Annotated in this window: 20 protein-coding genes and 1 pseudogene; 11 read left to right on the top strand and 10 right to left on the bottom strand. The window is 66.9% G+C overall.

The annotated features are described in order from the left end of the window. Positions 1-41: 41 nt before the first annotated feature. Entirely contained in the window at positions 42-2,882 is a 2,841-nt protein-coding gene (locus ACWEKR_RS17810) for a hypothetical protein (protein ID WP_452355370.1), read from the top strand. A 138-nt stretch (positions 2,883-3,020) separates the two neighbouring features. Next, entirely contained in the window at positions 3,021-4,166 is a 1,146-nt protein-coding gene (locus ACWEKR_RS17805; protein ID WP_452355369.1) for an epoxide hydrolase family protein, read from the top strand. A gap of 139 nt (positions 4,167-4,305) precedes the next feature. Here the strand turns inward: ACWEKR_RS17805 and ACWEKR_RS17800 are convergent, their stop codons facing one another. Continuing rightward, on the bottom strand, positions 4,306-5,529 hold the full coding sequence (locus tag ACWEKR_RS17800) for a helix-turn-helix domain-containing protein (protein WP_452355368.1): 1,224 nt from the start codon (positions 5,527-5,529) through the stop codon (positions 4,306-4,308). 188 nt (positions 5,530-5,717) lie between these two features. On the opposite strand from ACWEKR_RS17800, the gene ACWEKR_RS17795 reads away from it, so the two are divergent. Next, a complete protein-coding gene (locus tag ACWEKR_RS17795) occupies positions 5,718-6,059 on the top strand; it encodes a hypothetical protein (RefSeq protein ID WP_452355367.1) in 342 nt (113 codons plus the stop codon). A gap of 315 nt (positions 6,060-6,374) precedes the next feature. Here ACWEKR_RS17795 and ACWEKR_RS17790 read toward each other — a convergent pair whose 3' ends face one another. Both ACWEKR_RS17790 and ACWEKR_RS17785 read right to left on the bottom strand, forming a co-directional pair. Beyond that, on the bottom strand, positions 6,375-6,659 hold the full coding sequence (locus ACWEKR_RS17790) for a hypothetical protein (protein ID WP_452355366.1): 285 nt from the start codon (positions 6,657-6,659) through the stop codon (positions 6,375-6,377). 54 nt (positions 6,660-6,713) lie between these two features. Then, entirely contained in the window at positions 6,714-8,285 is a 1,572-nt protein-coding gene (locus ACWEKR_RS17785; RefSeq protein WP_452355365.1) for an MFS transporter, read from the bottom strand. Between the two features lie 24 nt (positions 8,286-8,309). Between ACWEKR_RS17785 and ACWEKR_RS17780 the strand changes: the two genes are divergently transcribed. The 4 genes from ACWEKR_RS17780 (at position 8,310) to ACWEKR_RS17765 (ending at position 12,191) form a co-directional block, all read left to right on the top strand. Continuing rightward, positions 8,310-9,230, top strand: coding sequence for a LysR family transcriptional regulator (locus ACWEKR_RS17780; protein ID WP_452355364.1), 921 nt, complete (start codon positions 8,310-8,312; stop codon positions 9,228-9,230). Positions 9,231-9,515: 285 nt separating this feature from the next. Continuing rightward, positions 9,516-10,064, top strand: a complete 549-nt coding sequence (locus tag ACWEKR_RS17775) for a hypothetical protein (RefSeq protein WP_452355363.1) — start codon at positions 9,516-9,518, stop codon at positions 10,062-10,064. Then, positions 10,061-11,197, top strand: a complete 1,137-nt coding sequence (locus tag ACWEKR_RS17770; protein ID WP_452355362.1) for a hypothetical protein — start codon at positions 10,061-10,063, stop codon at positions 11,195-11,197. The genes ACWEKR_RS17775 and ACWEKR_RS17770 overlap by 4 nt, the downstream gene beginning before the upstream one ends. A gap of 4 nt (positions 11,198-11,201) precedes the next feature. Then, positions 11,202-12,191 (top strand): FAD-dependent monooxygenase, encoded by a 990-nt coding sequence (locus tag ACWEKR_RS17765; RefSeq protein WP_452355361.1) that lies wholly within the window; start codon positions 11,202-11,204, stop codon positions 12,189-12,191. 16 nt (positions 12,192-12,207) lie between these two features. Here the strand turns inward: ACWEKR_RS17765 and ACWEKR_RS17760 are convergent, their stop codons facing one another. From ACWEKR_RS17760 to ACWEKR_RS17745, 4 genes and pseudogenes are all read right to left on the bottom strand, one after another. Beyond that, the gene (locus tag ACWEKR_RS17760) at positions 12,208-12,705 is read right to left on the bottom strand and encodes a helix-turn-helix domain-containing protein (protein WP_452355360.1); all 498 of its coding nucleotides are present in this window, start codon (positions 12,703-12,705) and stop codon (positions 12,208-12,210) included. 291 nt (positions 12,706-12,996) lie between these two features. Further along, positions 12,997-13,218: pseudogene (locus ACWEKR_RS17755) on the bottom strand (adenylyl-sulfate kinase); the annotation flags it as partial. Between the two features lie 825 nt (positions 13,219-14,043). Next, positions 14,044-14,286, bottom strand: a complete 243-nt coding sequence (locus ACWEKR_RS17750; protein WP_452355359.1) for a hypothetical protein — start codon at positions 14,284-14,286, stop codon at positions 14,044-14,046. Further along, positions 14,283-14,714 (bottom strand): ATP-binding cassette domain-containing protein, encoded by a 432-nt coding sequence (locus ACWEKR_RS17745; protein WP_452355358.1) that lies wholly within the window; start codon positions 14,712-14,714, stop codon positions 14,283-14,285. The genes ACWEKR_RS17750 and ACWEKR_RS17745 overlap by 4 nt, the downstream gene beginning before the upstream one ends. A gap of 202 nt (positions 14,715-14,916) precedes the next feature. Between ACWEKR_RS17745 and ACWEKR_RS17740 the strand changes: the two genes are divergently transcribed. Continuing rightward, positions 14,917-15,207: a hypothetical protein gene (locus ACWEKR_RS17740; protein ID WP_452355357.1), complete on the top strand. Its 291-nt coding sequence runs from the start codon at positions 14,917-14,919 to the stop codon at positions 15,205-15,207. Positions 15,208-15,304: 97 nt separating this feature from the next. On the opposite strand, the gene cysC is transcribed toward ACWEKR_RS17740, so the two are convergent. From cysC to ACWEKR_RS17725, 3 genes are read right to left on the bottom strand one after another with little or no spacing between them, the layout of a single operon-like run. Further along, positions 15,305-17,140 (bottom strand): adenylyl-sulfate kinase, encoded by a 1,836-nt coding sequence (gene cysC, locus ACWEKR_RS17735; RefSeq protein WP_452355356.1) that lies wholly within the window; start codon positions 17,138-17,140, stop codon positions 15,305-15,307. Next, positions 17,140-18,072, bottom strand: a complete 933-nt coding sequence (gene cysD, locus ACWEKR_RS17730) for a sulfate adenylyltransferase subunit CysD (protein WP_452355355.1) — start codon at positions 18,070-18,072, stop codon at positions 17,140-17,142. Before cysD ends, cysC begins: the two co-directional genes overlap by 1 nt. A 9-nt stretch (positions 18,073-18,081) precedes the next feature. Further along, positions 18,082-18,981 (bottom strand): helix-turn-helix domain-containing protein, encoded by a 900-nt coding sequence (locus tag ACWEKR_RS17725; RefSeq protein WP_452355354.1) that lies wholly within the window; start codon positions 18,979-18,981, stop codon positions 18,082-18,084. A gap of 84 nt (positions 18,982-19,065) precedes the next feature. Here ACWEKR_RS17725 and ACWEKR_RS17720 point away from each other — a divergent pair, with 84 nt between their 5' ends. From ACWEKR_RS17720 to ACWEKR_RS17710, 3 genes are read left to right on the top strand one after another with little or no spacing between them, the layout of a single operon-like run. Further along, positions 19,066-20,229 (top strand): hypothetical protein, encoded by a 1,164-nt coding sequence (locus ACWEKR_RS17720; protein WP_452355353.1) that lies wholly within the window; start codon positions 19,066-19,068, stop codon positions 20,227-20,229. Further along, positions 20,229-21,005: an SDR family oxidoreductase gene (locus tag ACWEKR_RS17715; RefSeq protein WP_195091266.1), complete on the top strand. Its 777-nt coding sequence runs from the start codon at positions 20,229-20,231 to the stop codon at positions 21,003-21,005. Before ACWEKR_RS17720 ends, ACWEKR_RS17715 begins: the two co-directional genes overlap by 1 nt. A gap of 9 nt (positions 21,006-21,014) precedes the next feature. Continuing rightward, positions 21,015-22,178, top strand: a complete 1,164-nt coding sequence (locus ACWEKR_RS17710; protein WP_452355352.1) for a sulfotransferase family protein — start codon at positions 21,015-21,017, stop codon at positions 22,176-22,178. Positions 22,179-22,543: the final 365 nt, after the last annotated feature.

Raw genomic sequence — 22,543 nt, 5'->3', positions numbered from 1 at the left:
TTTCCGCCGGGCGTCTGCAAGGGTACGTCCGGGAGAGACCTTTGCTGACGCAGAACTCCACTCGCTACGACGTTTTCCTGTCCTACAGCCAGAAACTCGACAACCAACTGGCACCGGAGCTGCAGAAAGGACTACGGGCGTTGGGGCGGCGGTGGGATCGTCCGTATGCACTCCGGGTATTTCGCGACAGGACTGGCCTCGGCGTGAACCCGAGCTTATGGGCGGGCATCGAATCGGCGTTGTCGAAGTCCGATCATTTCGTTCTCCTTGCTTCGCCACTCGCGGCCCGATCGGTGTGGGTGCGTCGGGAGGTCGAATGGTGGCAGTCGCATCGCTCTGCGTCGACCATGCTCTTGGCGCTGACCGATGGCGAGATCGTATGGGACGAAGCCACGGGCGATTTCGACTGGACGCGGACGGATGCGCTTCCGCAGTGCTTGTCGGGCTGGTTCACCGCTGAGCCGAACTACGCGGACCTCCGGTGGGCGAGGAAGGAAGCTTTATCTCTGCAGCACAGTCGGTTCCGCAGCGAGGTCGCCGGCTTGTCCGCGGCGATCATCGGTGTGGACAAAGACAAGATCGAGGGCGAGGACATCCGCCAACAACGTGTCATCCGCCGCCTGAAGACCGGCACGATCGGAGTGCTCGGCATCTTATTGGTGGGAGCACTCACGGCAACCGTCCTCGCCGTGGTGGCCAGACGAGAGGCGCAAGATCAGCAACGGGTCGCCGCAGCTCGTTCGTTGATCACCGCGTCGGATGCGGTCAGGGACAACAGCCCGCCGGACATCGATACCGCATTGCGGTTGGGGGCGGCCGCGTATGCCAATATGCCGAGCCCGGAGACTGCGTCGAGCCTGGCGCAGACACTTTTTTCCAGCCCCCTTGCCGCTGTGCTACCGCACCGATTCGGACAGCAGGCCAGGATGGTGTTCTCCCCGAATGGCACGCTGCTGGCAACTGCGGATGCAGGCATACTCCAGTTGTGGAATATCGGCGGGGGCAGGCCCGTCCTATCGGGCAAGCCATTGGAAAACGGCCATTTGATCGAGTTTCTCGCACTCTCGCCGGACGAGAAGCTGCTGGCAGCCGCCGGCGATGGAGTGGCAACCTTATGGGATATCGCAGATCCGGCGGCACCGGTTCGGGTATCGCTTCCGCCCCCGGAGATCAATTCCATAAGAGCGCTCAAATTCTCGCCGGACGGCCGGCTGCTGGCTGCGGGATTCGGGGATTCCCTGACATTGTGGAGTCTGAGCGACAGGACCGCTCCCCGAATCATCGGTGCAATCGATGTCGGTCGGTACGGGACCGTCGAATCAGTGGCGTTCGCAGACGCGACGACGCTAGCGGTTGGTTATCGCGACCCGTATGCCAATAATTTCGTCGGTATCTGGGAAGTGCGTGACGCCGCGGATATCCGGGATCTCACCGGCTCCTGGGCGACGACTTCCCTGACCCACGCACTCCTCGGTTTGTCGCACGACGACTCGCGGATCATCGCTTCGGCTGAGAGCGATCTCGCGTCCCTCCGTCTCGACGGTCGTATTCCGGCGGTCCTTCCGACCGCCGGTTCGCTCGCGACGCCGATCGATCTGTGGAACACGAGATCGACGGCGAATCACAGTGTCGCGATCACGGTCGCCCCGACGGCGGCCGGCCGTGTAGTGATCTGGTGGGATATCACGTCGGCAGAGGCGCCGCGGGAAGTTCGGCGACTCCCCATAGAACACGCCGGGGATATCAAGCAGACCGCGCTGTCTGCCGATGGCCGCTGGTTCGCCACCGCAAGCATCAGTGGCCAGGTGATCCTGTGGGATTTGACCGATTCGCATCGGCCGCGGCGCCTGCCTGCGACGTTGGGTGGGCTGGACGCGGATGTCTCGGCGGTGGTGTTCGCTCGGCGACGGCCCGTTGTCGCAGTGTCCGGTGGCGACAAGGTGCGCCTGTGGGATCTCGCGACCGACCGGCCTGAAGCCGCCGGTCAGGTGCAACGCCCGGGTGAACCGGTAGGTGGGATGGCGATATCACCCGACGGCCGCATCCTCGCGGTCGGTGGATATGACCAGACGACGCTGTGGAACATCGACGACTTGTCCGAGCCCCGGCGGATCGGAAAGCCGTTGACCGACTTCACCAATCGCGTCACTTCGGTCGAGTTCTCCCCGGACGGCCGGTTGCTCGCCGTCACAGGCCATCCGGCCATGATGCTATGGAATGTCACTGATCCCGAGCGCCCACAGCGGTTGAGCCCGATTCCGGTCGGACGGACGAGTACCACCACGAGACTCGCCTTCTCACCGGACGGCCATACGGTTGCCGCGGCCCGAGGATCGGACGTCGCGCTCTACGATGTGTCCGACGTGACCAAGCCGATCAACGAGTTGCGCGGCGCGCATCAATCCGTCACTGACATAGCTTTCTCGCCGGATGGGCGGACCCTCGCGACAGGCGGGGTGAATCCCGCCGTCATATTGTGGGATATCACGCATCGTGACCGTCCGTCTCCTATAGGCCGGCCCTTGCCGGGTTACGTCGGGGGCGTTCGGCGATTGGCCTTCGCTCCTGACGGAGGAACACTCGTCGTGGTCGCCGACTCTGCGCGACTATGGGATATAACCGATCGCCAGCGCCCACGCCCCATCGGCTCACCGATCGAAACTACCGGTCCGGTGCCACCGGTAGCGTTCGCGGCGAACGGGCAGACTCTGGCCCTCGCAACTCCCGACCGTGCAGTCGCACTCTGGGATCTGGAGGGGCTGAACGATGTTCGCGAGAATCTCTTGCGTGCCGCCTGCGCCCGTATGTCATCTGTGCTCGACAAGACTCTATGGGCGTTCTACGCGCCTGGACTGACCTACCGTGAAGGATGCGCGTACTAGCTTGTGTCTCGCAATAGGTCGAGCTACTCCAGTTGCGGCTGGCGACTACCCTGCGGTGGCGGAAACCGCGCGTCCGAGCAGCGGGATAACGAATTCTCGTGATTCGGTCCGCCCCTCTTTACGCGAAGTATCGATGGCATGATGGACCACGCGATTCGCCCCTTTCATATCGACATTCCGCAGGCCGACCTGGACGAGCTTCGGCTGCGCTTGACCCGCACCCGCTGGATCGATGACCTGCCCGGCGCGGGGTGGGAGCGCGGTGTGCCGACCGCCTATCTGAAGGAGCTGGCCTGGTACTGGGCCGAGAAGTTCGACTGGCGCGCCGCCGAGGCGCAACTGAATGCCTACCCGCAGTTCATCACCACTATCACCGGCCAGAATGTGCACTTCCTGCACGTGCGTTCGGCCCGGGAGGACGCCACCCCGTTGTTGCTGCTGCACGGCTGGCCCAGTTCGGTGGCCGACTTCCGCGACGTGATCGGCCCGCTCACCGACCCCACCCCGGACGCACCCGCCTTCCACCTGGTCATCCCGTCGCTGCCCGGCCACGGTTTCTCCGGGCCGCTCACCGAAACGGGCTGGAACGACGGCCAAATCGCGGCGGCCCTCGCCGAACTCATGGCCCTCCTCGGCTACGAGCGCTACGGCGTGCAGGGCGGCGACCACGGCGCGTTCATCGCCCCCGCCTTGGCGCGGATCGACCCCGATCACGTGGTCGGTGTGCATGTGAACGCGCTGGTCACCTTCCCGACCGGCGACCCAGCCGACATGGCTGCCCTCACCGACACGGAGAAGGCGCGGCTCGCCGCGATGAAGGAATTCCAGGACGACGGCTCGGCCTACATGAATCTGCAGGGCTCGCGCCCGAACACCATCGCTCAGTTGCTCGCCGACTCCCCGGCAGGCCAGCTCGGCTGGATCGTCGAGAAGTATCAGGAATGGACCGACCGCTCCCACCACCTGCCCGACCAGGCCGTCGACCTCGACCGCCTGCTCACCACGGTGAGCATCTACTGGTTCACCGACACCGCCCGCAGCGTCGCCAACCTGTACTACGAGCGCTTCCACGACGCCACCATGTTCGCCCCGAAACCGAAGGGCACCGTCCCCACCGGCGTCGCGGTCTTCAAAGACGGCGACTACGCCATCCGCCGCTTCGCCGAACGAACCCACAACATCACCCACTGGTCGGAGTTCTACTCCGGCGGACATTTCCCCGCCCTGGAAGTCCCGGAACTGCTGATCGGCGACGTCCGCGAGTTCTTCCGGTCGCTCGGCTGATTGGCTGAGCCGAGGGTAGGCGCGGTCGTCGCCTACCTTTCGATTCCACGGCCGCTGCTGATCGTGGCAGCTCGTTGGACGCAGCTCGTGCTAGACGGGCCAGTCAAATGCGGGAACGTGGTGCCTTAACGGAAATACGTCAGCCGCGATCGATCCCGCACCACGCGGCGAAACCTCGCACGCTCTCATTGCTGCGTGCGTCGTCACGGGCGAGGGCGCGGATGGTCTCGTGAACCATTGGGTGATAGCGGGTTTGCGTCGGCGCGATCTCCTTGGCTTTGCGCAGCGAGCTGAGGGCTTTTATGCGGTCGCCGTGGAGCAGGAATCCGCGGGCCAGGTCGATGTAATGGTGGCCCGCGCGCTCCCGGGGCGTCGTGGCCGGGAGACGCACGTGCTCGGCGCGTTTCACCGCCTCGGTGCCATCCATCATCTCTACGGCCAGCCCGACGGACCAGATGTCCACATTCGTGATGCCGAAGCAGAGCCGGTAGTCGTCTCGGTCGCCACCGAGGCGGCGGGCGGCCTCCCGTGCTTCGGCGAGGTGTTCGTCGGCTACGCCGCGCCGCCCCGCGCGAGCTGCGGCGAGACCGGATTTCAAGTGCAGATTGCCCCACATGCTAAGGACAGCCGGGTCGCTGCCGCCGATCTCGGATTCGATGGTGGACCGGCTGGCTTCGAGGAAGCGAAGGGCGGTCGACCAGTCGGCCGTGCAGATCAGCTCGCCCGCGCGCTGATAATCGCCCGCGAGCACGGCCAGCTGATCACCGGATTGCGCTGCTGCCCATTCGTACCGCTCGACACACAGTGAGGAGAGGTCGATATAGCCGAGTTTGTACACGAGTTGCCCGGTCGCGGCGAATGCTTCGGCGAGAAGCCCGAAGAGGCGCTCTCGCTCCGCTCCGGTCGCTGAGTGCCATGCGACTCGGAGGTCCGCTAGCAGGCCGGGCAGGAGTGTGCCGAGATCCCCGAGGCTGACGGAGTGACGCATTGCGGACGCCCTTGCAACGTCGGCGGCGAGTTCGCGCTCGGGCCGTGCGTTCACCGTGCCGTCCGGCTCGATTCTGTACGCGGCCAGTTCACGGCGGATCTCGGGTACACCGGCATGCACTTGCTGCTCGTCGCGAGTCTGGCGTGGGTAGGGCTGCTCGAGCAGGTCGGCGAGGTTCACCCGCAGCGCGCGGGCGCACGCCGCGACGAAAGCAGGAGACGCGGGCGCCCGGCCGCGTTCGACCTTGCGGACCAAGCTCGCCGAGAAGTTCGCTTCCCGCGCGAGTTTCTCCTGGCTCCAACCCGCTAGCTTCCTTGCGACACGTACTTTGTCGCCGACACCGGATTCCTGGGTCATCGTCATCACGGGTTCCATTCCACAGACTTCCTTATCCCCAGGGTGACAAATGTTTTGCCGATTCGCTGTCTTGTTCTTCGGTCACAGTCGGTTCCGGCCTCGGCGCCGGGTGAGCGCATCCCTCGTCCTCAGCACCGATTGGGTTCCCGGGGTTCAGGGATCCCCGGTGCCGGGTGCCACACCACATCGACGGAAGAAGGGTGGACATGGCGGAAATCGCGCTCGGCTATATCAGGCTGGATCAGTCCGGCAACGATTACGCAGGTGAGGAGCGCGCGATTCGGGCGCTAGCCGAGCGGAAGGGCTATCCCGAGCCAGAAGTGCTTGTGGTGGATCGGGACGCGCTGATGCCGACGCTTCTGCTTGTGCAGTCCATCCGCAGGATCGGCGCTACGGTCGTCATCGCTCCGACTCGAGAGCACATATGGACCGCCCGGCGTGGGCTCACGGGGGAGGTGGCGCTCATCGTCGTCGTGCCCGAGCAGATGTGGGAGCGCGGGCACCGCTGGCCGCCGTTCGGGTCGTCGGAGACCGGGGTGGGTGTTTGATGTCCGGCTGGTCCGAGTTCAGCACGGCCCTGATGGTGGGGGCTGCGGCGGTCGGGGTATTGCTGACGGTCTTCTTCGCGGCGAGCAGATGGTGGCGGAAGCCGTTGCGCGGTCCGAGCGTATATCACGTCGCCGAACGTGTGGGTCATGAGCAACTGTGCCTGCTGGGCTGGCCGCCGCTGGGTTGGCCTGCGGTAGCGCGGACTGATGGCCCGGAATTCGCTGCCGGTGATGCGCACGCGCTCATGCAGGTGCATGTGAAGTGTGACGCGAACGAATGCTCGTGGAAATGGGCGGCGGTCGAGAGTTTACGGATCACCGGGCGGATGCGCCCTTCCACCTACCCGCGCCGACCAGACCGCTGGTGAGGTCGGTCGGCAACCATCGCACCGTGACGCCCGCGCGGATCAGCGCGGGCGGGTCGCGCCGCGCGCTTCGCGAGTTACGGCAATCACCGGCCCGTCCTCGCGGCGGGCTGGTGGTCTCCTCGGCATAACGGACTGCCAGCGGTAGTAGCCACCCGCTGGCCAGGTCCTCGAACAGTAGGTGCCGCTGGGGGCCAGCCGAGCAGTACGCGGGTGGCGTCGCTGCTCGCGGCATTCGAACACCGACCGCACCCGATACGTCGTCCCGAGCACTGATGTCCTCCACTGATCAGTCGATGCGGACCCTTCGCCGGGACAGCAGTGACAGCAGGACGACGAGCCCGCCGAGCACGAGGACGGTCACGCCGATCACTCGGAATCCGGCGTCCGCGCCCGAGACGAACGCCGTTATCACTTCGGTGGCGCGCTCGGGTGCGGTGATGGCGAGGGCTTCGGCCACGGTGTGCGGGGAATGGCCGGCGCGGATGTCCGGTGGCAGGGCGGCGGTGAAGCGTGCGGTGAGCACCGTGCCGATGACCGCGACCCCCAACGCGCTGCCGAATTCCCGGGTGGTGGCTTGCAGTCCCGCTCCGACTCCGGCCTGCTCCGGCGGCAACGAACCGGCGATGGCGGCGGACAGCGTCGGAAGGGCTAGCGCCACACCGGTTCCGGTGACCACGAGCCACCCCCCGTAGGCGAGGTAGGACGTCTGCGTGCCACTCGCGGACAGCCCGAGCAGCCCACAGCCGACGAGCGCGAAGGCCAGGGCGATCGTGGCGTCGAGGCCGATGCGGCCCGACACGCGTCCGGCATGCCGCGCCCCGAGGATGATCGGAACGGTCAGTGGGACGATGCCCAGCCCGGTGCGCAGCACGCCGAACCCCTTGCCGTACTGCAAGAACGACGCGTTGACATAGAACAGCGCGAACATCCCGAAGAAGACCGCCGTCATGCCGAGGCAGGCGCTGCGCAGGCCGGGCACGCGGAACAAACGGGGATCCAGCAGCGGATGCTCGACCTTCAGTTCCACGATCGTCCACACGGTGAACAACACGGCGGCACAGGCGAACCCGGCGACGACGACCACGCTGTCCCAGCCCGCCTCCGGACCTTGGACGATGCCGAGCAGCAGCGCGACCGACGCACCGACGAGCAGCGCCGCGCCGAGCGGGTCGAGGCGGCGATCATGGCGCGGCGACACCGGCGCGGCGCGTCCCACGAGCGCGGCGAGAATCAGGCAGATCGGCACGGCGGCGGCGAACAACCATCGCCACGAGCCGCCCGACAGGATCGACCCGCCGCCGACGTTGCCGACGACTCCGCCGATGCCGGTCATCGAGGCCCAGGTGGCGATGGTCGCACCCTTGCGTTCGGCGGGGACGGCGTGCAGCAGGACCGAAAGAGTGTTGGGCAGCACGGCGGCGGCGCCGACTCCGGTGATGGCGCGGCCCACCAGCAGCAGCGCCACGTTCGGTGCGATCGCGGAGATCAGTGCGCCCACCGCGAACAGGGCCAGTCCCGCGAGCAGGACTCCCTTACGCCCGACGCGATCCCCGGCGGCTCCCCCGGGAATGACCAGGCACGCGAAGACGACCACGTAGGTGTCGACGATCCAGACCAGCGCCGAGGCGGACGGGTGGAGCGCGCTCGCGGCGAGCATCGGTACGGCGAGATTGATGGCGGCGACCATCCCGACGACGAGCACGACACAAGCGCACATGAGCGCGAGCAAGCCGCGCGGTACGACGGGGCTGGACGAGGAGTCTCGCGACGACGGAGCACGATCCCGGAGCATGACATTGAACGGCATGCCCACGACGGTAAGGACCTGGGTGAACTCCTCGCCACGCAACTTTGACAACCAACAGTTGCGTACGATGCAACTATGCCCGAGCAGCTGGATCTGAACCTCCTGCGCGTGTTCGACGCGCTGCTGCGGGAAGGCAGCGTCACCGCCGCTTCCGAGCGCCTGAACCTCTCCATCCCCGCGACCAGCCGGGCGCTGAGCCGGTTACGGCGGGCGATGAACGACCCGATCCTGGTGCGTGCCGGGCGCGGAATGGCCCCGACACCGTTCGCGCTGCGCACCGCGCCGCGCGTGCGGTCACTGCTCGACGAAGCTTCCGCCCTGATCAGCGCCGACCACGAGATAGCGATCGCCGACCTCGAACGCACCTTCACGATCCGCATCAACGACGGCGTCGCCGCGACTCTCGCGACGGCGGCGGTCGAAGCCACGGCCGCGGTCGCTCCCGGTGTGGTGCTGCGGTTCGTCACGGAGGGCAGTGAAAGCGCCGAGGCGCTCCGTGACGGTTCGATCGATCTGGATATCGGCGTGGGTGACAACGCGGCTCCCGACATCCGCACCGCGGTGCTGTACCGCGAGCGGATGGTCGGCATCGTCCGCGCCGACAGTCCGCTGGGCAGGCATCGCCGCCCGACGTCGCGGCAATTGTGCCGGTATCCTCACGTCTCGGCCTCCCGCCGCGGACGCGCACGCGGTCCGCTCGACGACGCGCTCGCCGCCGTCGGCCTGCACCGCCACATCGCCGCTGTCGTCCCGAGTTTCGCCGTCGCGGCGCTTTTGGTCTCCGCAGGCCGTTACGTCGGACTCGTCCCACAGCGCCTCGCCGAGCAGTACGGCCCCACCCTGGGTATTCGCTGGTTTCCCCTGCCCGCCGCCCTGCCGGAGGTCGACGTGCGCCTGCACTGGCACGCCCGTCTCGACGCCGACCCGGCTCAGCGCTGGCTACGTGACACGGTCCGGGCCGCTCTTCGCCCGCCGCACGGCGAGAACACAGGCTAGGCCCCTCCGGGCCGAGCGACCAGTCTCGCGCCGAGCCGTGCGATGACGACCGAACGGCCGCGAATGCGACGTTGCCACAGAGGATTCGGGTTGATGCTGTTCGGTCCCGGGAGTGGTACTTTGAACGCCGAACCGCCGGGCACGGGGGCTCTGGGACGACATCGGTCGATCCGGCGCGGCGCTCGGCATCGTATTCGTACCGTTCGACGCACCGGTGGCCGAAGGTCGGGCGGTGGGGTGGGCTGCGGAGTGTGACGTCTGATGATTCCCGTGTGGCGCGGGCGCGTGAGACGCGCGACTGCCGATACGGCGGCGATAAGCGGGCGGGACGCGGAATCTCGCTTCGTCCCGCATCCCGCGATGGTGCGGCAGATCGAACATCGCACCCGACTGCTGCTCCAGCGCATGCAGGTGCGTGAACTGCTGACCATGCGCCAGCTGATCGAGCGCTACTGTGAATTCACCGGCGCGACGGTGCTTCTGCAGGAAAGGCTGCTGCCGGTCGACTGCTTCTTCGCGATGACGCTGAAACTCTCGGCGCCGCCCGACACGTATGTCATCGCATATCAGAAGGCGACACCCGCCTGGCATCAGGACCACGGCATCGGCCACGAGTTCGGCCACATCATCGCCGGGCACTACGAGACCGGAAGCGTGCATCGCCATTCGGCGATGTCCCCGGAGCGGGAATGGGAAGCGGAGTACACGGCGAACCTGCTCGCCCGGTGGGCGTACCAGGTCGGCCGGGTGCTCGATCGGCAACGCGCCCTGCGTCCGCTGCAGCGGACCGAAGATCTGTCCCTGCCGCTGCAGGAGAGAATGGGCTGGCTGTGATCTACATACCGCACGGGTGGCTCATCGCGGCATTCACCGTGGCCATGATCTGGAAAGCGAATCAGTATCGCCGCAACAAGGACGTCGCTCTGCTCGCTGTGGTCGGGGCGTTCTTCTTCCTCGCCTCGGGATATTCCTTCGGAGAGTACGTCCAGGACCGCTCGGACCCGTGGTTGCTGACCGCGATGGAATACGAATTCATCGGCACCGTGCTGCTGGTGGGCGGCAAAGTCTGCATCGTCGCGTTCTTCGTGTTCGCCGCGCGGCAGACCGCGCAGACGAAGAAGATCCTGCTCGCCATCGCCGTTCCGCTGCTCGGCTCCATCGCCGTGCTGGCGGTGTGTGCTGTCGCCGCAGGCCCGGACGCGAAACCCTATGGGTTCACCGACCCTGCCGTGGTTGGTTTCTCGCTGGGGGAGAAAGTGATCACCGTGCCGATCGGGGTGTTGATCGTTTTCTATTGCGTCGCCTACCTGCGCCTGCTGTCGGGGACGCCTGCGCACGGGATCATGCTGGCAGTGATAGGCGCGGTGTTGATGCTCGCCGCCACCGTGGCGTTCACGATCCAGCTCGGGTATTACGCCGCATCGGCGAAGCCGCCGCGAGCGCTCGTCGTGCTCGGTCGATGGGAGGTCTACCTGGGGCAGTTCATCTTCCTTCTGGGCGTGTCCTGGTATGGCTTGGTGATGCGGATCCGAGCCGTGGTCGTCGGCCTCGGGGCGGTGCGTGACGTGTTACTGCTCTGGCGGCTGTGGCGTTTCGCGGTCGGCGTGATCACCCGGTTCCTTCCGGAGCGGCCGAACCCCGGTTTCCGTCTCCGGCAACCGTTGGCGGCCGTCCTGGAACGGCGTCAAGCGATGATGGTCGACATCCGCGATGCCCTGATGCTGCTCAGCCCCCAGGTCGACCCGACATCCACCGCCACCCTGTCGGGGTACGCGCGCGAACTGCAGCGCGTCGCCACGGCCAATCGCGAGCGGCCGGTGTTGTACGGCGAGCCGCACCGCGCGGCCGTGGACAAGGCTGATACGTTCGACGCCGACCGTAAACTGCTCGTGGCCTTGGCGGCCAGCCTGGGGGAAGACATGATTCGGGTGCGTCGTCGATGGTTCCGCCCCGCCGCGAAGGTGTGAGCTGATGTTTCGAGCCGAAGTCGTCGGATGCGGTATCGGAGGGGCATGTGCCGCACTCGCGATGGCGAAAGTGGGTGCCACGGTCCAGGTCTACGAGAGCGCGGCGCGCACGGCCGAGGTGGGTGGATGGGTCACGCTCGGCCCCGCGGCGTCGACCGCGCTGGACCAGATCGGACTGGGGGAGCGAGTCAGGGCGGCCGGATTCCCGGTGGTCGGCGTCAGCACCGTCGACACGGTCACCGGGCAGGCGGGCTCCTTCGCGCGTACCGAGCCCGGTCATCGCTGGTCCAGTACCCACGTGTGGCGCAGAGATCTCCTGGCCGTGTTGCGCGAAGGCTTGGACCGAGCCGGCATTCCCTGCGCATACGGAACTCGGGCCGAGCCCGGCGAACGCACGGGTGAGCTGCTGGTCGGCGCGGACGGCGCGCGTTCGGCTATCCGGCGCATGCTCGGTGATCGCCGCGAGCCCACCTACACCGGCCAATTGATCCGCTACGGGCACTTCCCGGCTCCGGTGCGCGGGCTGCCGACGAACGTGCTGCACTTCTGGTCACATCCGGACGGAGTGGCAGGGTATGTGGGGGACGATCGCGACGGATCGTTCTGGTTCAGCAGACGAAACGTCGCTTCCGCGGCCACAGCAATGGATCCCGATGTGTTCCTCGAGGCGCTGCGGGACACGCCGGTGCTGGACGTGCTGGAGCGCTCCGAGGTGAGCGCACCTATCGCACTGTACGAACTCGAACCCGATGGAAGCTGGCACAACGCGGACACCGTGCTGATCGGCGATGCGGCGCATGCTGTTTCACCGGCGGCGGGACGGGGGGCGACTGCTGCCGTCGAGGACGCGATCGTCTTGGCGAAGACCCTGCGTGGCGCGGATTCCATCGCCCTGGCACTGGAGTCCTACACGAAAGTCCGTCGCCCCATCGCGCAAGCGACCTATCGGCCGGGGTCCGCTCCGCGCGTCTCGGCGGCGGATCTGCGGCTCTGACCCGAGCGGCAGCCGGTCACTCGGATGCCGGAGGTTCCTCGCCCGTGGTCTCCGGTCGGCGGTAGAGCTCGTGCTGCTGGAGATCACGCAGGATGTTGCCGACTATGGCTCCGAACGTCGACCTGCCGAGTTCGTTCAGTGTGCCGAGTTCGGACAGCCGGAAGCCGATCGCCTCCACGCCCGCCTCCGAGAGTTCCGCCGCCAGCCGCGATTCCCTACCGGCTTGCTGTGCGGCGGCGCCGTCGAGGAATTCGCGCACGTCGACGCCCAGCGCCACGGAAATCCCCTCGATGGTGCGGAAACTGGGATTGCGGACGCGTCCGAGCCGGATATGCGAGACCTGAGCCGGGCTGAGTGGATAGCCGAGCGCGGTCGAGCGTTCGGCGATGTCCTTGTTGGAGTAGCCCCGTGCATCCCGCTGCTGGGCAACGGCGATCACCCGATTGAGGTGCCGCGCGATCGGACCGGCGTCCTCCGTCGGTTCCTCGGCGATGTCCTCTCCGTCCCCAGACACGACCTGTGCCACCAACCTCCTGATTCGGCCCGTCACCGTGAAAACATGGTATCCGGCGGTAAAGGATCAGAGCGCATCGGCTAGATATCTAGCGCTTTACAATCAGATCCTATCGCTCTACGCTCGTATCCGAACCGATTGGGAAGATGTCGCCACAAACCGGCTTCGTGTATCGACTGTGGAGGGGATAGCCGATCCACGAAGCCGGGGGCTTCGAAGAGTGGACCGACGACAATTCGGGGGAGTCGAAGGGCAGACGGACGAGCGCCGTCTGCCCTTCGGTGTGCGGGCTCAGTCCATTCGGCTCAACCGCGCGATGATCGTCGCCGCCATCGATGCGGGATCGCCGTGGTCGGGCCGGAGGATGATCTCGGCTTCGGTCGGCGCTTCGTACGGGTCGTCGATACCGGTGAAACCGCGGATCTCGCCCGCGCGGGCCTTCGCGTACATGCCCTTGGGGTCGCGGGCCTCGCAGACCGCCAGTGGCGTGTCCACGAATACCTCGAGCTCCGGGAACGTCTGGAGCAACCGGGGCCCCTATGCCTATGAGACTCGGGCCTATCCCCGCGACCGCGCGGGGTGATTACTGGTCGGTGCGGCCGGTCCGGGCTCGGCCACTGGTCGCATGCTCGGCGATGCCAGGGAATCCGCCTACACCGGGCCCTTGATCCGGTGCCCGGTCCCGTGCGCGCCTACCGCCCAACGTATTGCACTTCTGGTCGCACGCGGATGGCGTGGCGGGTACGCGGGAGACAGCCGCGACGGATTGTTCTGATTTCAGGTAGGCGCAGTGTCCGCTTCCGCGTGCCACTGCGACCGATCTCGACGCACTGCGGGCCGCACCGGTGCCGGACGTGCTCGAGCACTCGAGGTGAGCCAGCGGATCGCACTGTACGAACTCGAACCGGTGGGCGATGGCGCAATGCGGACACTGTGTTGATCGGCGATGCGTTGCATCGCGTTTCACGTGCGGCAGAGCGGAAAGCAACCGCCGCCATCGAGGATGCGAATCGTGCTGGCAAAGTCGCTGCGCTGCGCGAACTCCCTAGCTGCGGTGGTGCAGTCCTACACCTAGGCTCGCCGCCCGACAGCTGTTGGCGGCCCGGATCGGCTCCTCGTGTCTCGGCGGAGGATTGCAACTCTGACACTGCGGTGGATCGCTCTGTTGTCGGAGGCTTCCTCACTGCCCGCCGCGGCTGTTCCGATCATGGTCTGAACCGGCCGGATTCGAGTACACCACACCTGGATGAATGAACGTGGACAACGAATACGGTCTGGCCGGACCGGGTCGGGTCGGGTCGGGTCGGTACCGATGAACGGAAACGACCCGACCACATATCAACCCACGCGCTGGGCGAGCCTCAGCTCGACACGTCGGAGTTCTGCCTTGTAATTCTCTAGAGTCATCGGTTCGGCGGGAGCAATCTCGAAGTGTTCTTTGTCCCGACCACGCTGGGTGATCCTCAGCGTCGATGGGATACTCATCACCGCGTACGCTCCACCGAAGCGTTCGACCTTCGAGGCGTCCCGGTGGATCGATACACCATGGGTTACCTGTACCAGGCCGTCCCGTATTTTCACGTCGCTGTCCCTGGGCTCCAAACTGGACCCGCCGCGGTAGTAACCCAGACCGACGGGGTAGTACCCACCAGCCGCGACGAAGGGTGGCCCGTCGACAGCCGGTGTCGCCAGTGCGGGGCCTTCCATCCGCAGTAGGACACGAAATCGCGCACACGCATCGCGCGGTCCACGTCCAATGCCTGTGGCACCCAGCCGATGCGACGCCGGATGGCTTCCAGATCGCTTGGTGCGGACCAAGAACGTCCGTCTGCGGTGATGCCGCCGGCCGTCAGAGCGAACTTGGTTGCGACGAGTCCGAGCAGTGTAGACTTGCCTGCGCCGTTGGAGCCGAGCAGCATCGTCACGCCTTGCTCGAGCTCCCATGTCACGCCGCGCAGCACCGGTCGAGTTCCATACGAGAAGCTCACATCATTGATCAGCAAGCTCATGATCGCACACTATCCCCCATGCCAACCCCCACGATACGTTGGAAGCACAATAGCGAAGCGAATCCCGGATGAACAGCCGTGACGAAAGTATTGCCCTCGGTAGCTGTGATCGGGGATCCGCTGGCCGACTGTGGGTACCCCTGGCGGCCGGTGGACGCGTTCGCCGTCCCGTGCCGCAGTGGATCGCTGGCATACTGATCAAATGGCCATGATATGGGGGAACGCCGTTCGATGGGTGTCGGATACTCAGCCGGGCGTCATCGAGGTACAGTTCACCGACGCCGACGGTGTTACGCACAGCTTGATCGACAAAGTATGGATCTTCGGCGCACCCGACGACTTGGGATCGGACTCGGCCTACCCGGTGCCCGTCGAGATCGGCGTGGACCTCGTCGAACAGATCGGTGACTCGACGGTGGTCGATCTCAAAGCGGAGCCGCACAACACCGACCGCATCCGATACATCGTTCCGAGCGCGGGTATCGTCCGCTGACTGCGATGGCGCTGTCCTCCTCAGAGCTGACGCGGTACATCCGGAGATCGGCGCCCGCATGGCTGCTGATCTCCGGATAGTCGGCGCCGACGCGGGCTCAGTCCATTCGGCTCAACCGCGCGATGATCGTCGCCGCCATCGATGCGGGATCGCCGTGGTCGGGCCGGAGGATGATCTCGGCTTCGGTCGGCGCTTCGTACGGGTCGTCGATACCGGTGAAACCGCGGATCTCGCCCGCGCGGGCCTTCGCGTACATGCCCTTGGGGTCGCGGGCTTCGCAGACCGCCAGTGGCGTGTCCACGAATACCTCGAGGAACGGAATGCCCGCCGCCTCATGGGCGGCACGAACGCGATCGCGGTCGGCGCGGTAGGGGCTGATCAGCGAAACGACCGCCACCACACCGGCTTCGGCGAACAGTTTCGCCACTTCGCCGACGCGGCGGACGTTCTCCTCGCGGTCGGCCGCGCTGAACCCGAGATCCGAGTTGAGGCCGTGGCGCAGGTTGTCGCCGTCGAGGAGGAACGCCGGACGGCCCGCGGCGACCAATCTGCGCTCCAACTCCACTGCGACGGTGGACTTCCCGGAGCCGGACAACCCCGTCAGCCAGACCGTGAGGCCGCGGGTGGCGCGCTCGTCGCGCTCGACGGCGGTGGAGTGCCAGACCACCCGGGAGGACGGGAGGCTGGGGCCGGTGATCATGCCCGCGGCGACGGTGTTGTTCGTCGTATCGTCGACGAGGATGAAGCTCCCGGTGGCACGGTTGCGGCGGTACGGATCGAACAGCAAGGGTTGGCGGGAGCGCAGCTGGACACGGCCGATCTCGTTGAGCGCCAACGACTCCGCGTGCTCGTCGCGGTGCAGGGTGTTCACGTCCAGCCGATAGTCCAGGGAACGCACCTCGGTGGTGGCCGCGCGCGTGGTGTGCCGGATGGTATACGTCGCGCCGGGCGTGAGCTGGGTGTCCTCGGCGAACCAGCACACCATCGCGTCCAGATCGCGCCCCGCGGTCGGCCGGTTGTTCGGGCGGCAGATCAGATCGCCGCGGGAGATGTCCAGCTCGTCGGCGAGTTGGATGGTGACCGCTTGCGGTGGGAAGGCTTCCGCGACGGGCGCGCCGCCCGGACCCCAGATCGCCTGCACCGTGGTGGTGAAACCGGATGGCAGCACCGTCACTTCGTCACCCGGCTTGAATACCCCGCCCGCCACGGTGCCGGCGTACCCGCGGAAATCCTGTGCGTGGCTGCGCGTGACGTACTGCACCGGGAAACGCGAGTCGATCAGGTTGCGATCGGAGGCGATGTGCACCTCCTCGAGATGGTGCAGCAGGGGAGTGCCCTCGTACCACGGCATGCTCGCGCCGCGATGCACGATGTTGTCGCCGTGCAGCGCCGACACGGGCACGAAGGTCAGATCGGCGACGTCCAATTTGGAGGCCCACCGCGCGAACTCCGCACGGATCTCCTCGAACCGCTCCTGAGACCAATCCACCAGGTCCATCTTGTTCACGCACAGCACCAGGTGCGGGATGCCGAGCAGGCTGGCCAGGAACGCGTGCCTGCGGGTCTGTTCCACCACGCCCTTGCGGGCGTCCACCAGAATCAGCGCCAGGTCGGCGGTCGACGCGCCGGTCACCATGTTCCGGGTGTACTGCACGTGCCCCGGGGTGTCGGCGATGATGAATTTCCTTCTCGGCGTGGCGAAATAGCGATGCGCCACGTCGATGGTGATGCCCTGTTCGCGCTCGGCGCGCAGGCCGTCGGTGAGCAGTGCCAGGTTGGGATAGTCGTCGCCGCGGTCGCGGCTGGTCCGCTCCACCGCGGCGAGTTGATCGGTGAACAGCGTCTTGGAGTCGAACAGCAGCCTGCCGATCAGCGTGGATTTGCCGTCGTCGACGCTGCCGGCGGTGGCCAGGCGCAACAGTGTGGTCGTCATCAGAAGTAGCCTTCGCGTTTGCGGTCTTCCATCCCCGCCTCGGAGATGCGGTCGTCGGCTCGGGTGGCGCCGCGCTCGGTGACCCGCGCCGCGGCGACCTCGGCGACCACCTCCGCGGGCGTGGCCGCGGTGGACTCCACGCAGCCGGTGCAGGTCGCGTCGCCCACGGTGCGGAAGCGCACCGTGGCCTCGTACGGCTCCTCGCCGTCGAGCAGCTGGAGAAAACGCGTGTGCGCCAGCAACATTCCATCGCGCTGCACCACCGGCCTGCGGTGCGCGTAGTACAGCGGCGGCAGTTCGATGCCTTCTGCGGCGATGTAGCTCCAGATGTCCAGCTCGGTCCAGTTCGACAGCGGGAACACCCGGATGTGCTCGCCGGCCCGGTGCCTGCCGTTGTACAGGTTCCACAGCTCCGGGCGCTGCCTGCGCGGATCCCACTGGCCGTACTCGTCGCGGAAGCTGAACACCCGCTCCTTGGCGCGGGCCTTCTCCTCGTCGCGGCGGGCGCCGCCGAAGATCGCGTCGAAGGCCCCCTCCTGGATCGAGCGCAGCAACGTCGTGGTCTGCAACCGGTTGCGGGAGGCGCGCGGCCCGGTCTCCTCGACCACCCGTCCGGCATCGATGTCGTCCTGCACCCGCCCGACCACCAGGCGCAATCCCAGGCGCGCCACCGTCTCGTCGCGGTAGGCGATCACCTCGTCGAAATTGTGCCCGGTGTCGATGTGCAGCACGGGGAACGGTAGCGGCGCGGGCCAGAAGGCCTTGGTCGCCAAGTGCAGCATCACCACCGAATCCTTGCCGCCGGAGAACAGCAACACCGGGCGCTCGAATGTCGCTGCCACTTCACGGAATATGTGCGCCGACTCGGCCTCGAGCGCGTCCAGAAGGGGCAGCTCGTAGGTGCTCACCGTCGACTTCGCGTACTGGCTCACACCGCAAAACTAGAACACGTTTCGGTTGTTGGTCAATGGTCTGCGTCCGCCCGAGTTCGCCGTCACCGCATCGGCGGCGGCCACCAGCGCGCTCCCGCGGCGGGCGATCTCGGCCCCGGTGACGGAGCGGCCGACGTACATCGTGAGCACCATGTTCTGCCTGCCGTCGCCGTCGTAGGTCGGCGCGGCGAGCAGGCTCACCGCGTGCTCTTTGCGGGGCCGCAGATCCGCGCCGAGATACACCCGCTCGCCCAGGCTGGTGACCAGCTCGCCGACCAGTTCGCGCAGCTCGGGAGGCAGATCGCGGTCGGCGACGCCGGCCAGCAGCGAGTACAGCCGCCGTCCCGCGGTGGTCATGCTCTCCACCAGGAATCCGCGCTCGCGGCATTCGGCGACGACCTGGCGCAGGCGCGCTTCGTCCTGGCGCAGCGGCACCGCGGGCGGCTTGGCCAGCCAGGCGTCGAAGGCCGCGTCGGTGTCCCAGAGCACGTACATCAAGCCGACCGGAGGCGCGAAGTGGTAGGCCGCGCCCACCTTCACCAGGCCGGGCCCGGTGCTCTCCAGCACCATGATCTGCTCGCCGACGACCGCGGAGGCGGTGCAGGTCGTGTGGTAGCGCGCGGAGAGTTTCTCCAGCTCCACGCGGGCGAGGGCGGAGATGGCGAAGCTGTCCTGCGCCACCCGGCCCGCCGCGATCAGCGCCGGTCCGAGCCCGTAGGTGCGCGTCTGGGCGTCGCGCATCAGGTAACCGCCCGCGGTGAGGTCGGTGAGGATGCCGAGGCAGGTGGGTTTGGCCAGGTCGAGTTCGCGGGCGAGCTCGGAGAGCCCGAAGCGTTTCCCGCGCTGTTCGACGAAGAAATCCAGGACCTGCACCACGCGGGCGGTGGGCGCGGAACGACGGCCGACCATTGACCACTCCTAGAACACGTTCTAATCTTTCTCCTATCGAAATGTACCAGAGTGGTACATATTTGGAACACCGGAGAGAGCCTCTTGCTGACACAGCCGTTCGCGGACGCCATCGCCGCCGCCGAGCAGATCATCACCGGAGCCGCGCACATCCGCACCGAACAGGACCTCGTCGAGGGCTACGACTATCTGGCGGGCAGCATCCGCGCGTCGTTGCAGATGGCCTGGGCCTATGAGCTGGACTTCCCGTTCTTCGTCATGTCCACCGGGCCGTACACCAAGATGGGCCTGGACAACCCCGACACCCTCTACTACCACTCCTATCTGCGGCCGGACGCGGAATACGTGGTGACCGGCACCCGCGGCACCACCCGCGACCTGAGCTTCCAGGTGCTCAACGGCAACTATTCCCCGGTGGACGTGCCCGACAGCCTCACCGCCTTCGACGACCGCGAGCTCGACATCCGGCCGGACGGCACCTATGAGATCCGCTTCGGGCCGGGCGAGGCGGGCCCCGGCTACGTCCACCTCGGCGCCGACGCGGCGATGCTCGTGGTGCGTGAGGTGCACAGCGATTGGGCGACCGAGAAGGCGGGCACGATCCGCATCCAACGCGCGGACCGGATCGGCGACGCGCCGCCGCCGCCGACCAAGGACCTGCTGGCCAAGCGGTACGGCGTGGCGGGCAAGATGCTCGTGTCGCGGTTGCGGACCTTCCTCGCCTTCCCGGAGTGGTTCTATCTGAACCTGCCGGTGAACACGCTGACCGAGCCGAGGCAGACCCCGGGCGGGCTCAGCACCCAGTTCTCCTCGGTGGGGCACTACGACCTGGACGACGACCAGGCCATGATCATCACGGTGCCCAAGTCCGACGCGCCGTACCAGGGCTTCCAGCTGGGCAGCATGTGGTACCTGTCGCTGGACTACATCAACCACCAGACCAGCCTCACCGCCGACCAGGCGCACGTGGACCCGGACGGGATGATCCGGCTGGTGGTCAGCGAGCGCGACCCGGGGCTGGCGAACTGGATCGAGCGCACCGGGCACGCCAGGGGATACCTGCAGTTCCGCTGGCAGCGGCTGTCGCGGGAGATGAAGCCCGACGACGGGCCGACGGTGGAGCTGGTCTCCGTCGCGGATCTACCGGATCGCCTGCCGTTCTACGACCAGGCTCGGGTCACGCCGCAGCAGTGGCGCGACCGGATCGCGGCCAGGCAGGTCGCCGTCGCGGAGAGGATGCTCGGCTGATGTTGTTGCAGGACAAAGTAGTCGTCGTCTCCGGTGTCGGGCCGGGGCTGGGGCGCGCGATCGCCGTGCAGAGCGCGAAGGCGGGCGCGGACGTGGTGCTCGCCTCCCGGACCGAGTCGCGGCTGACCGAGGTGGCCAAGGAGATCACCGAACTCGGCAGGCGCGCGGTGGTCGTGCCGACCGACATCGACGACGAGGCGGCAGCCGCCAACCTGGTGGAGACGGCGCACAGCGCGTTCGGCAAGGTCGACACGCTGGTGAACAATGCCTTCGCCATCCCGCCCATCGTGGATCTCACCGACGTCGATCTGGATCAGGTGCGCGCGGGTTTCGAGACGAACGTGCTGGCCGCGTTGCGTCTGACCCGGCTGTTCGTCCCCGCTCTGGCGGAGAGCAAGGGCTCGGTGGTGATGATCAACTCGGCGGTGCTGCACCACTCCCGGCGGACTTTCGGGCCGTACAAGATGGCCAAGGCCAGCCTGCTCGCGCTGGCCCAGAGCCTGGCCACCGAACTGGGCCCGAAGGGCATCCGGGTGAATTCCGTAGCCCCCGGCTACATCTGGGCCGACAACCTGAAGTGGTACTTCAACTACCTGGCGCAGCAGCGGGGGATCACCCCCGAGGAGGTCTACGCCGAGACCGCGAAGACCACCGACCTGCGCAAGCTGCCCGAACCCGACGAGATCGCCGACGCGGTCGTGTTCTTCGCGTCCGCCATGGCCCGCGCGATCACCGGCGCGTGCCTGGACGTCAACGCCGGCGAATTCCATCACTAGGAGATGACCGTGATCGGTAGGGACGACGTCGGAACCATCGACGACCTGCACGCGTCGGCTACGAAGGTGGTCGGGCTGGATGATTTCGGCACCGACGACTACCGCGAGGGACTCGCAGTGCTGCTGGAGTCCTATGCCAAGGACGCCGAACTGACCCCGTTCGGCAACAAGGTCAATCGCGCCTTCCTGCGCGGCGCTTTGATCGCCCGGTTGCTCAGCGAGTCCGCCTGGCGGCAGTTTCCGGAGCACGCCGACGTGGCGATCGAACGCCCGATCTTCGTGACCGGCCTGCCGCGCTCGGGCACGACGGCGGTGCACCGCCTGCTCAACGCCGACCCGGCGCACCAGGGGCTGGAGATGTGGCTGACCGAGATGCCGCAACCGCGCCCGCCGCGCGAGACCTGGGCGAGCAACCCGGTCTACCAGCGGCTCGCGGCCGCCTACGACAAGCACCACGTGGAGCATCCGGAATTCATGGGCGTCCACCACATCTCGGCCGATCAGGTCGAGGAGTGCTGGCAGTTGCTGCGGCAATCGGCCATGTCGGTGTCCTACGAGTGCCTGGCCTACCTGCCCACCTATTCCGAGTGGCTGCGCGACCGGGACTGGACGCCCGCCTACCGCAGGCACCGGCGCAACCTCCAGTTGATCGGGCTGCCGGACGCGCAGAAGCGATGGGTGCTGAAGAACCCGAGCCACTTGTTCGCGCTGGATGCCATCTTCGAGGTCTATCCGGACGCGCTGATCATCCAGATGCACCGCGATCCGCGCACCATCATCGCGTCGGTGTGCAGCTTGAACGAGCAGGCGTCGGCGGGCTGGTCGGAGAAGTTCCGCGGCCCGGTGGTCGGCACGGCCCAGCTGGATCTGTGGGCGCGCGGCGCGGAGCGGTTCCTCGTCGACCGCAAGCGCCACGACGCGGCGCAGTTCTGCGACGTCGACTACGACGAGTTCGTCGCCGACCCGATCGGCACGGTGGAGTCGATCTACCGGCACTTCGGGCTGCCGCTGACCGGCGAGGCGAGCGCGGCGATGACCGCGTTGCACGCGGAGAGCGCCTCGGGCGCCGCGCGTCCGGCGCACCGCTACACCCTCGACGATTTCGGGCTGACGGCCGAGCAGGTGGACGCCCGGTTCGGCGCGTACCGGGAAGCGCATTTCCCGGGGCGGTGATCAGGCGGCGGTCGCCGGTCGCGAGAGCGCGGGCGAGCGCCGAGTGCCCTGCCGACGAGGGCATTCCACGCGCGATTGCATCGAGTGCAGGCGCGGACCGCCCCGCGTTCCCGGGCGCCGCACCTACCAGCATTCACTTGATCAACGCGAAACAGGCTGCTCCGCACGGCATTCCATGCAGTCGTGCACACTGTGCCGTTCCCGAGGTGCTCAGCGCGGTAGGCGGTCGCGGCGAATTGATGGCGTACAGCGATTGCGTCGCAGGCGTGCCCGCTCGATCTCGCATCGGGCCCTACCTGGAATGCGCCACAGCGCGGGTGCTGTGCAGGCCGCGGCAAGGCATAGCGGACGTGAAACCGGCGGAC

The organism is Nocardia sp. NPDC004573, from assembly GCF_053602135.1.
This window is presented reverse-complemented; position numbering and strand designations above follow the sequence as displayed.

Excerpts from the sequence above, each read along its gene's own strand:
- ACWEKR_RS17740 (WP_452355357.1), top strand. The coding sequence starts at position 14,917 with ATGGCCATGATATGGGGGAACGCCGTTCGATGGGTGTCGGATACTCAG.
- cysC (WP_452355356.1), bottom strand. The coding sequence starts at position 17,140 with ATGACGACCACACTGTTGCGCCTGGCCACCGCCGGCAGCGTCGACGAC.
- ACWEKR_RS17795 (WP_452355367.1), top strand. The coding sequence starts at position 5,718 with ATGGCGGAAATCGCGCTCGGCTATATCAGGCTGGATCAGTCCGGCAAC.
- ACWEKR_RS17805 (WP_452355369.1), top strand. The coding sequence starts at position 3,021 with ATGATGGACCACGCGATTCGCCCCTTTCATATCGACATTCCGCAGGCC.
- ACWEKR_RS17725 (WP_452355354.1), bottom strand. The coding sequence starts at position 18,981 with ATGGTCGGCCGTCGTTCCGCGCCCACCGCCCGCGTGGTGCAGGTCCTG.
- ACWEKR_RS17790 (WP_452355366.1), bottom strand. The coding sequence starts at position 6,659 with ATGCCGCGAGCAGCGACGCCACCCGCGTACTGCTCGGCTGGCCCCCAG.
- ACWEKR_RS17780 (WP_452355364.1), top strand. The coding sequence starts at position 8,310 with ATGCCCGAGCAGCTGGATCTGAACCTCCTGCGCGTGTTCGACGCGCTG.
- ACWEKR_RS17765 (WP_452355361.1), top strand. The coding sequence starts at position 11,202 with ATGTTTCGAGCCGAAGTCGTCGGATGCGGTATCGGAGGGGCATGTGCC.
- ACWEKR_RS17745 (WP_452355358.1), bottom strand. The coding sequence starts at position 14,714 with ATGAGCTTGCTGATCAATGATGTGAGCTTCTCGTATGGAACTCGACCG.
- ACWEKR_RS17715 (WP_195091266.1), top strand. The coding sequence starts at position 20,229 with ATGTTGTTGCAGGACAAAGTAGTCGTCGTCTCCGGTGTCGGGCCGGGG.
- ACWEKR_RS17800 (WP_452355368.1), bottom strand. The coding sequence starts at position 5,529 with ATGGAACCCGTGATGACGATGACCCAGGAATCCGGTGTCGGCGACAAA.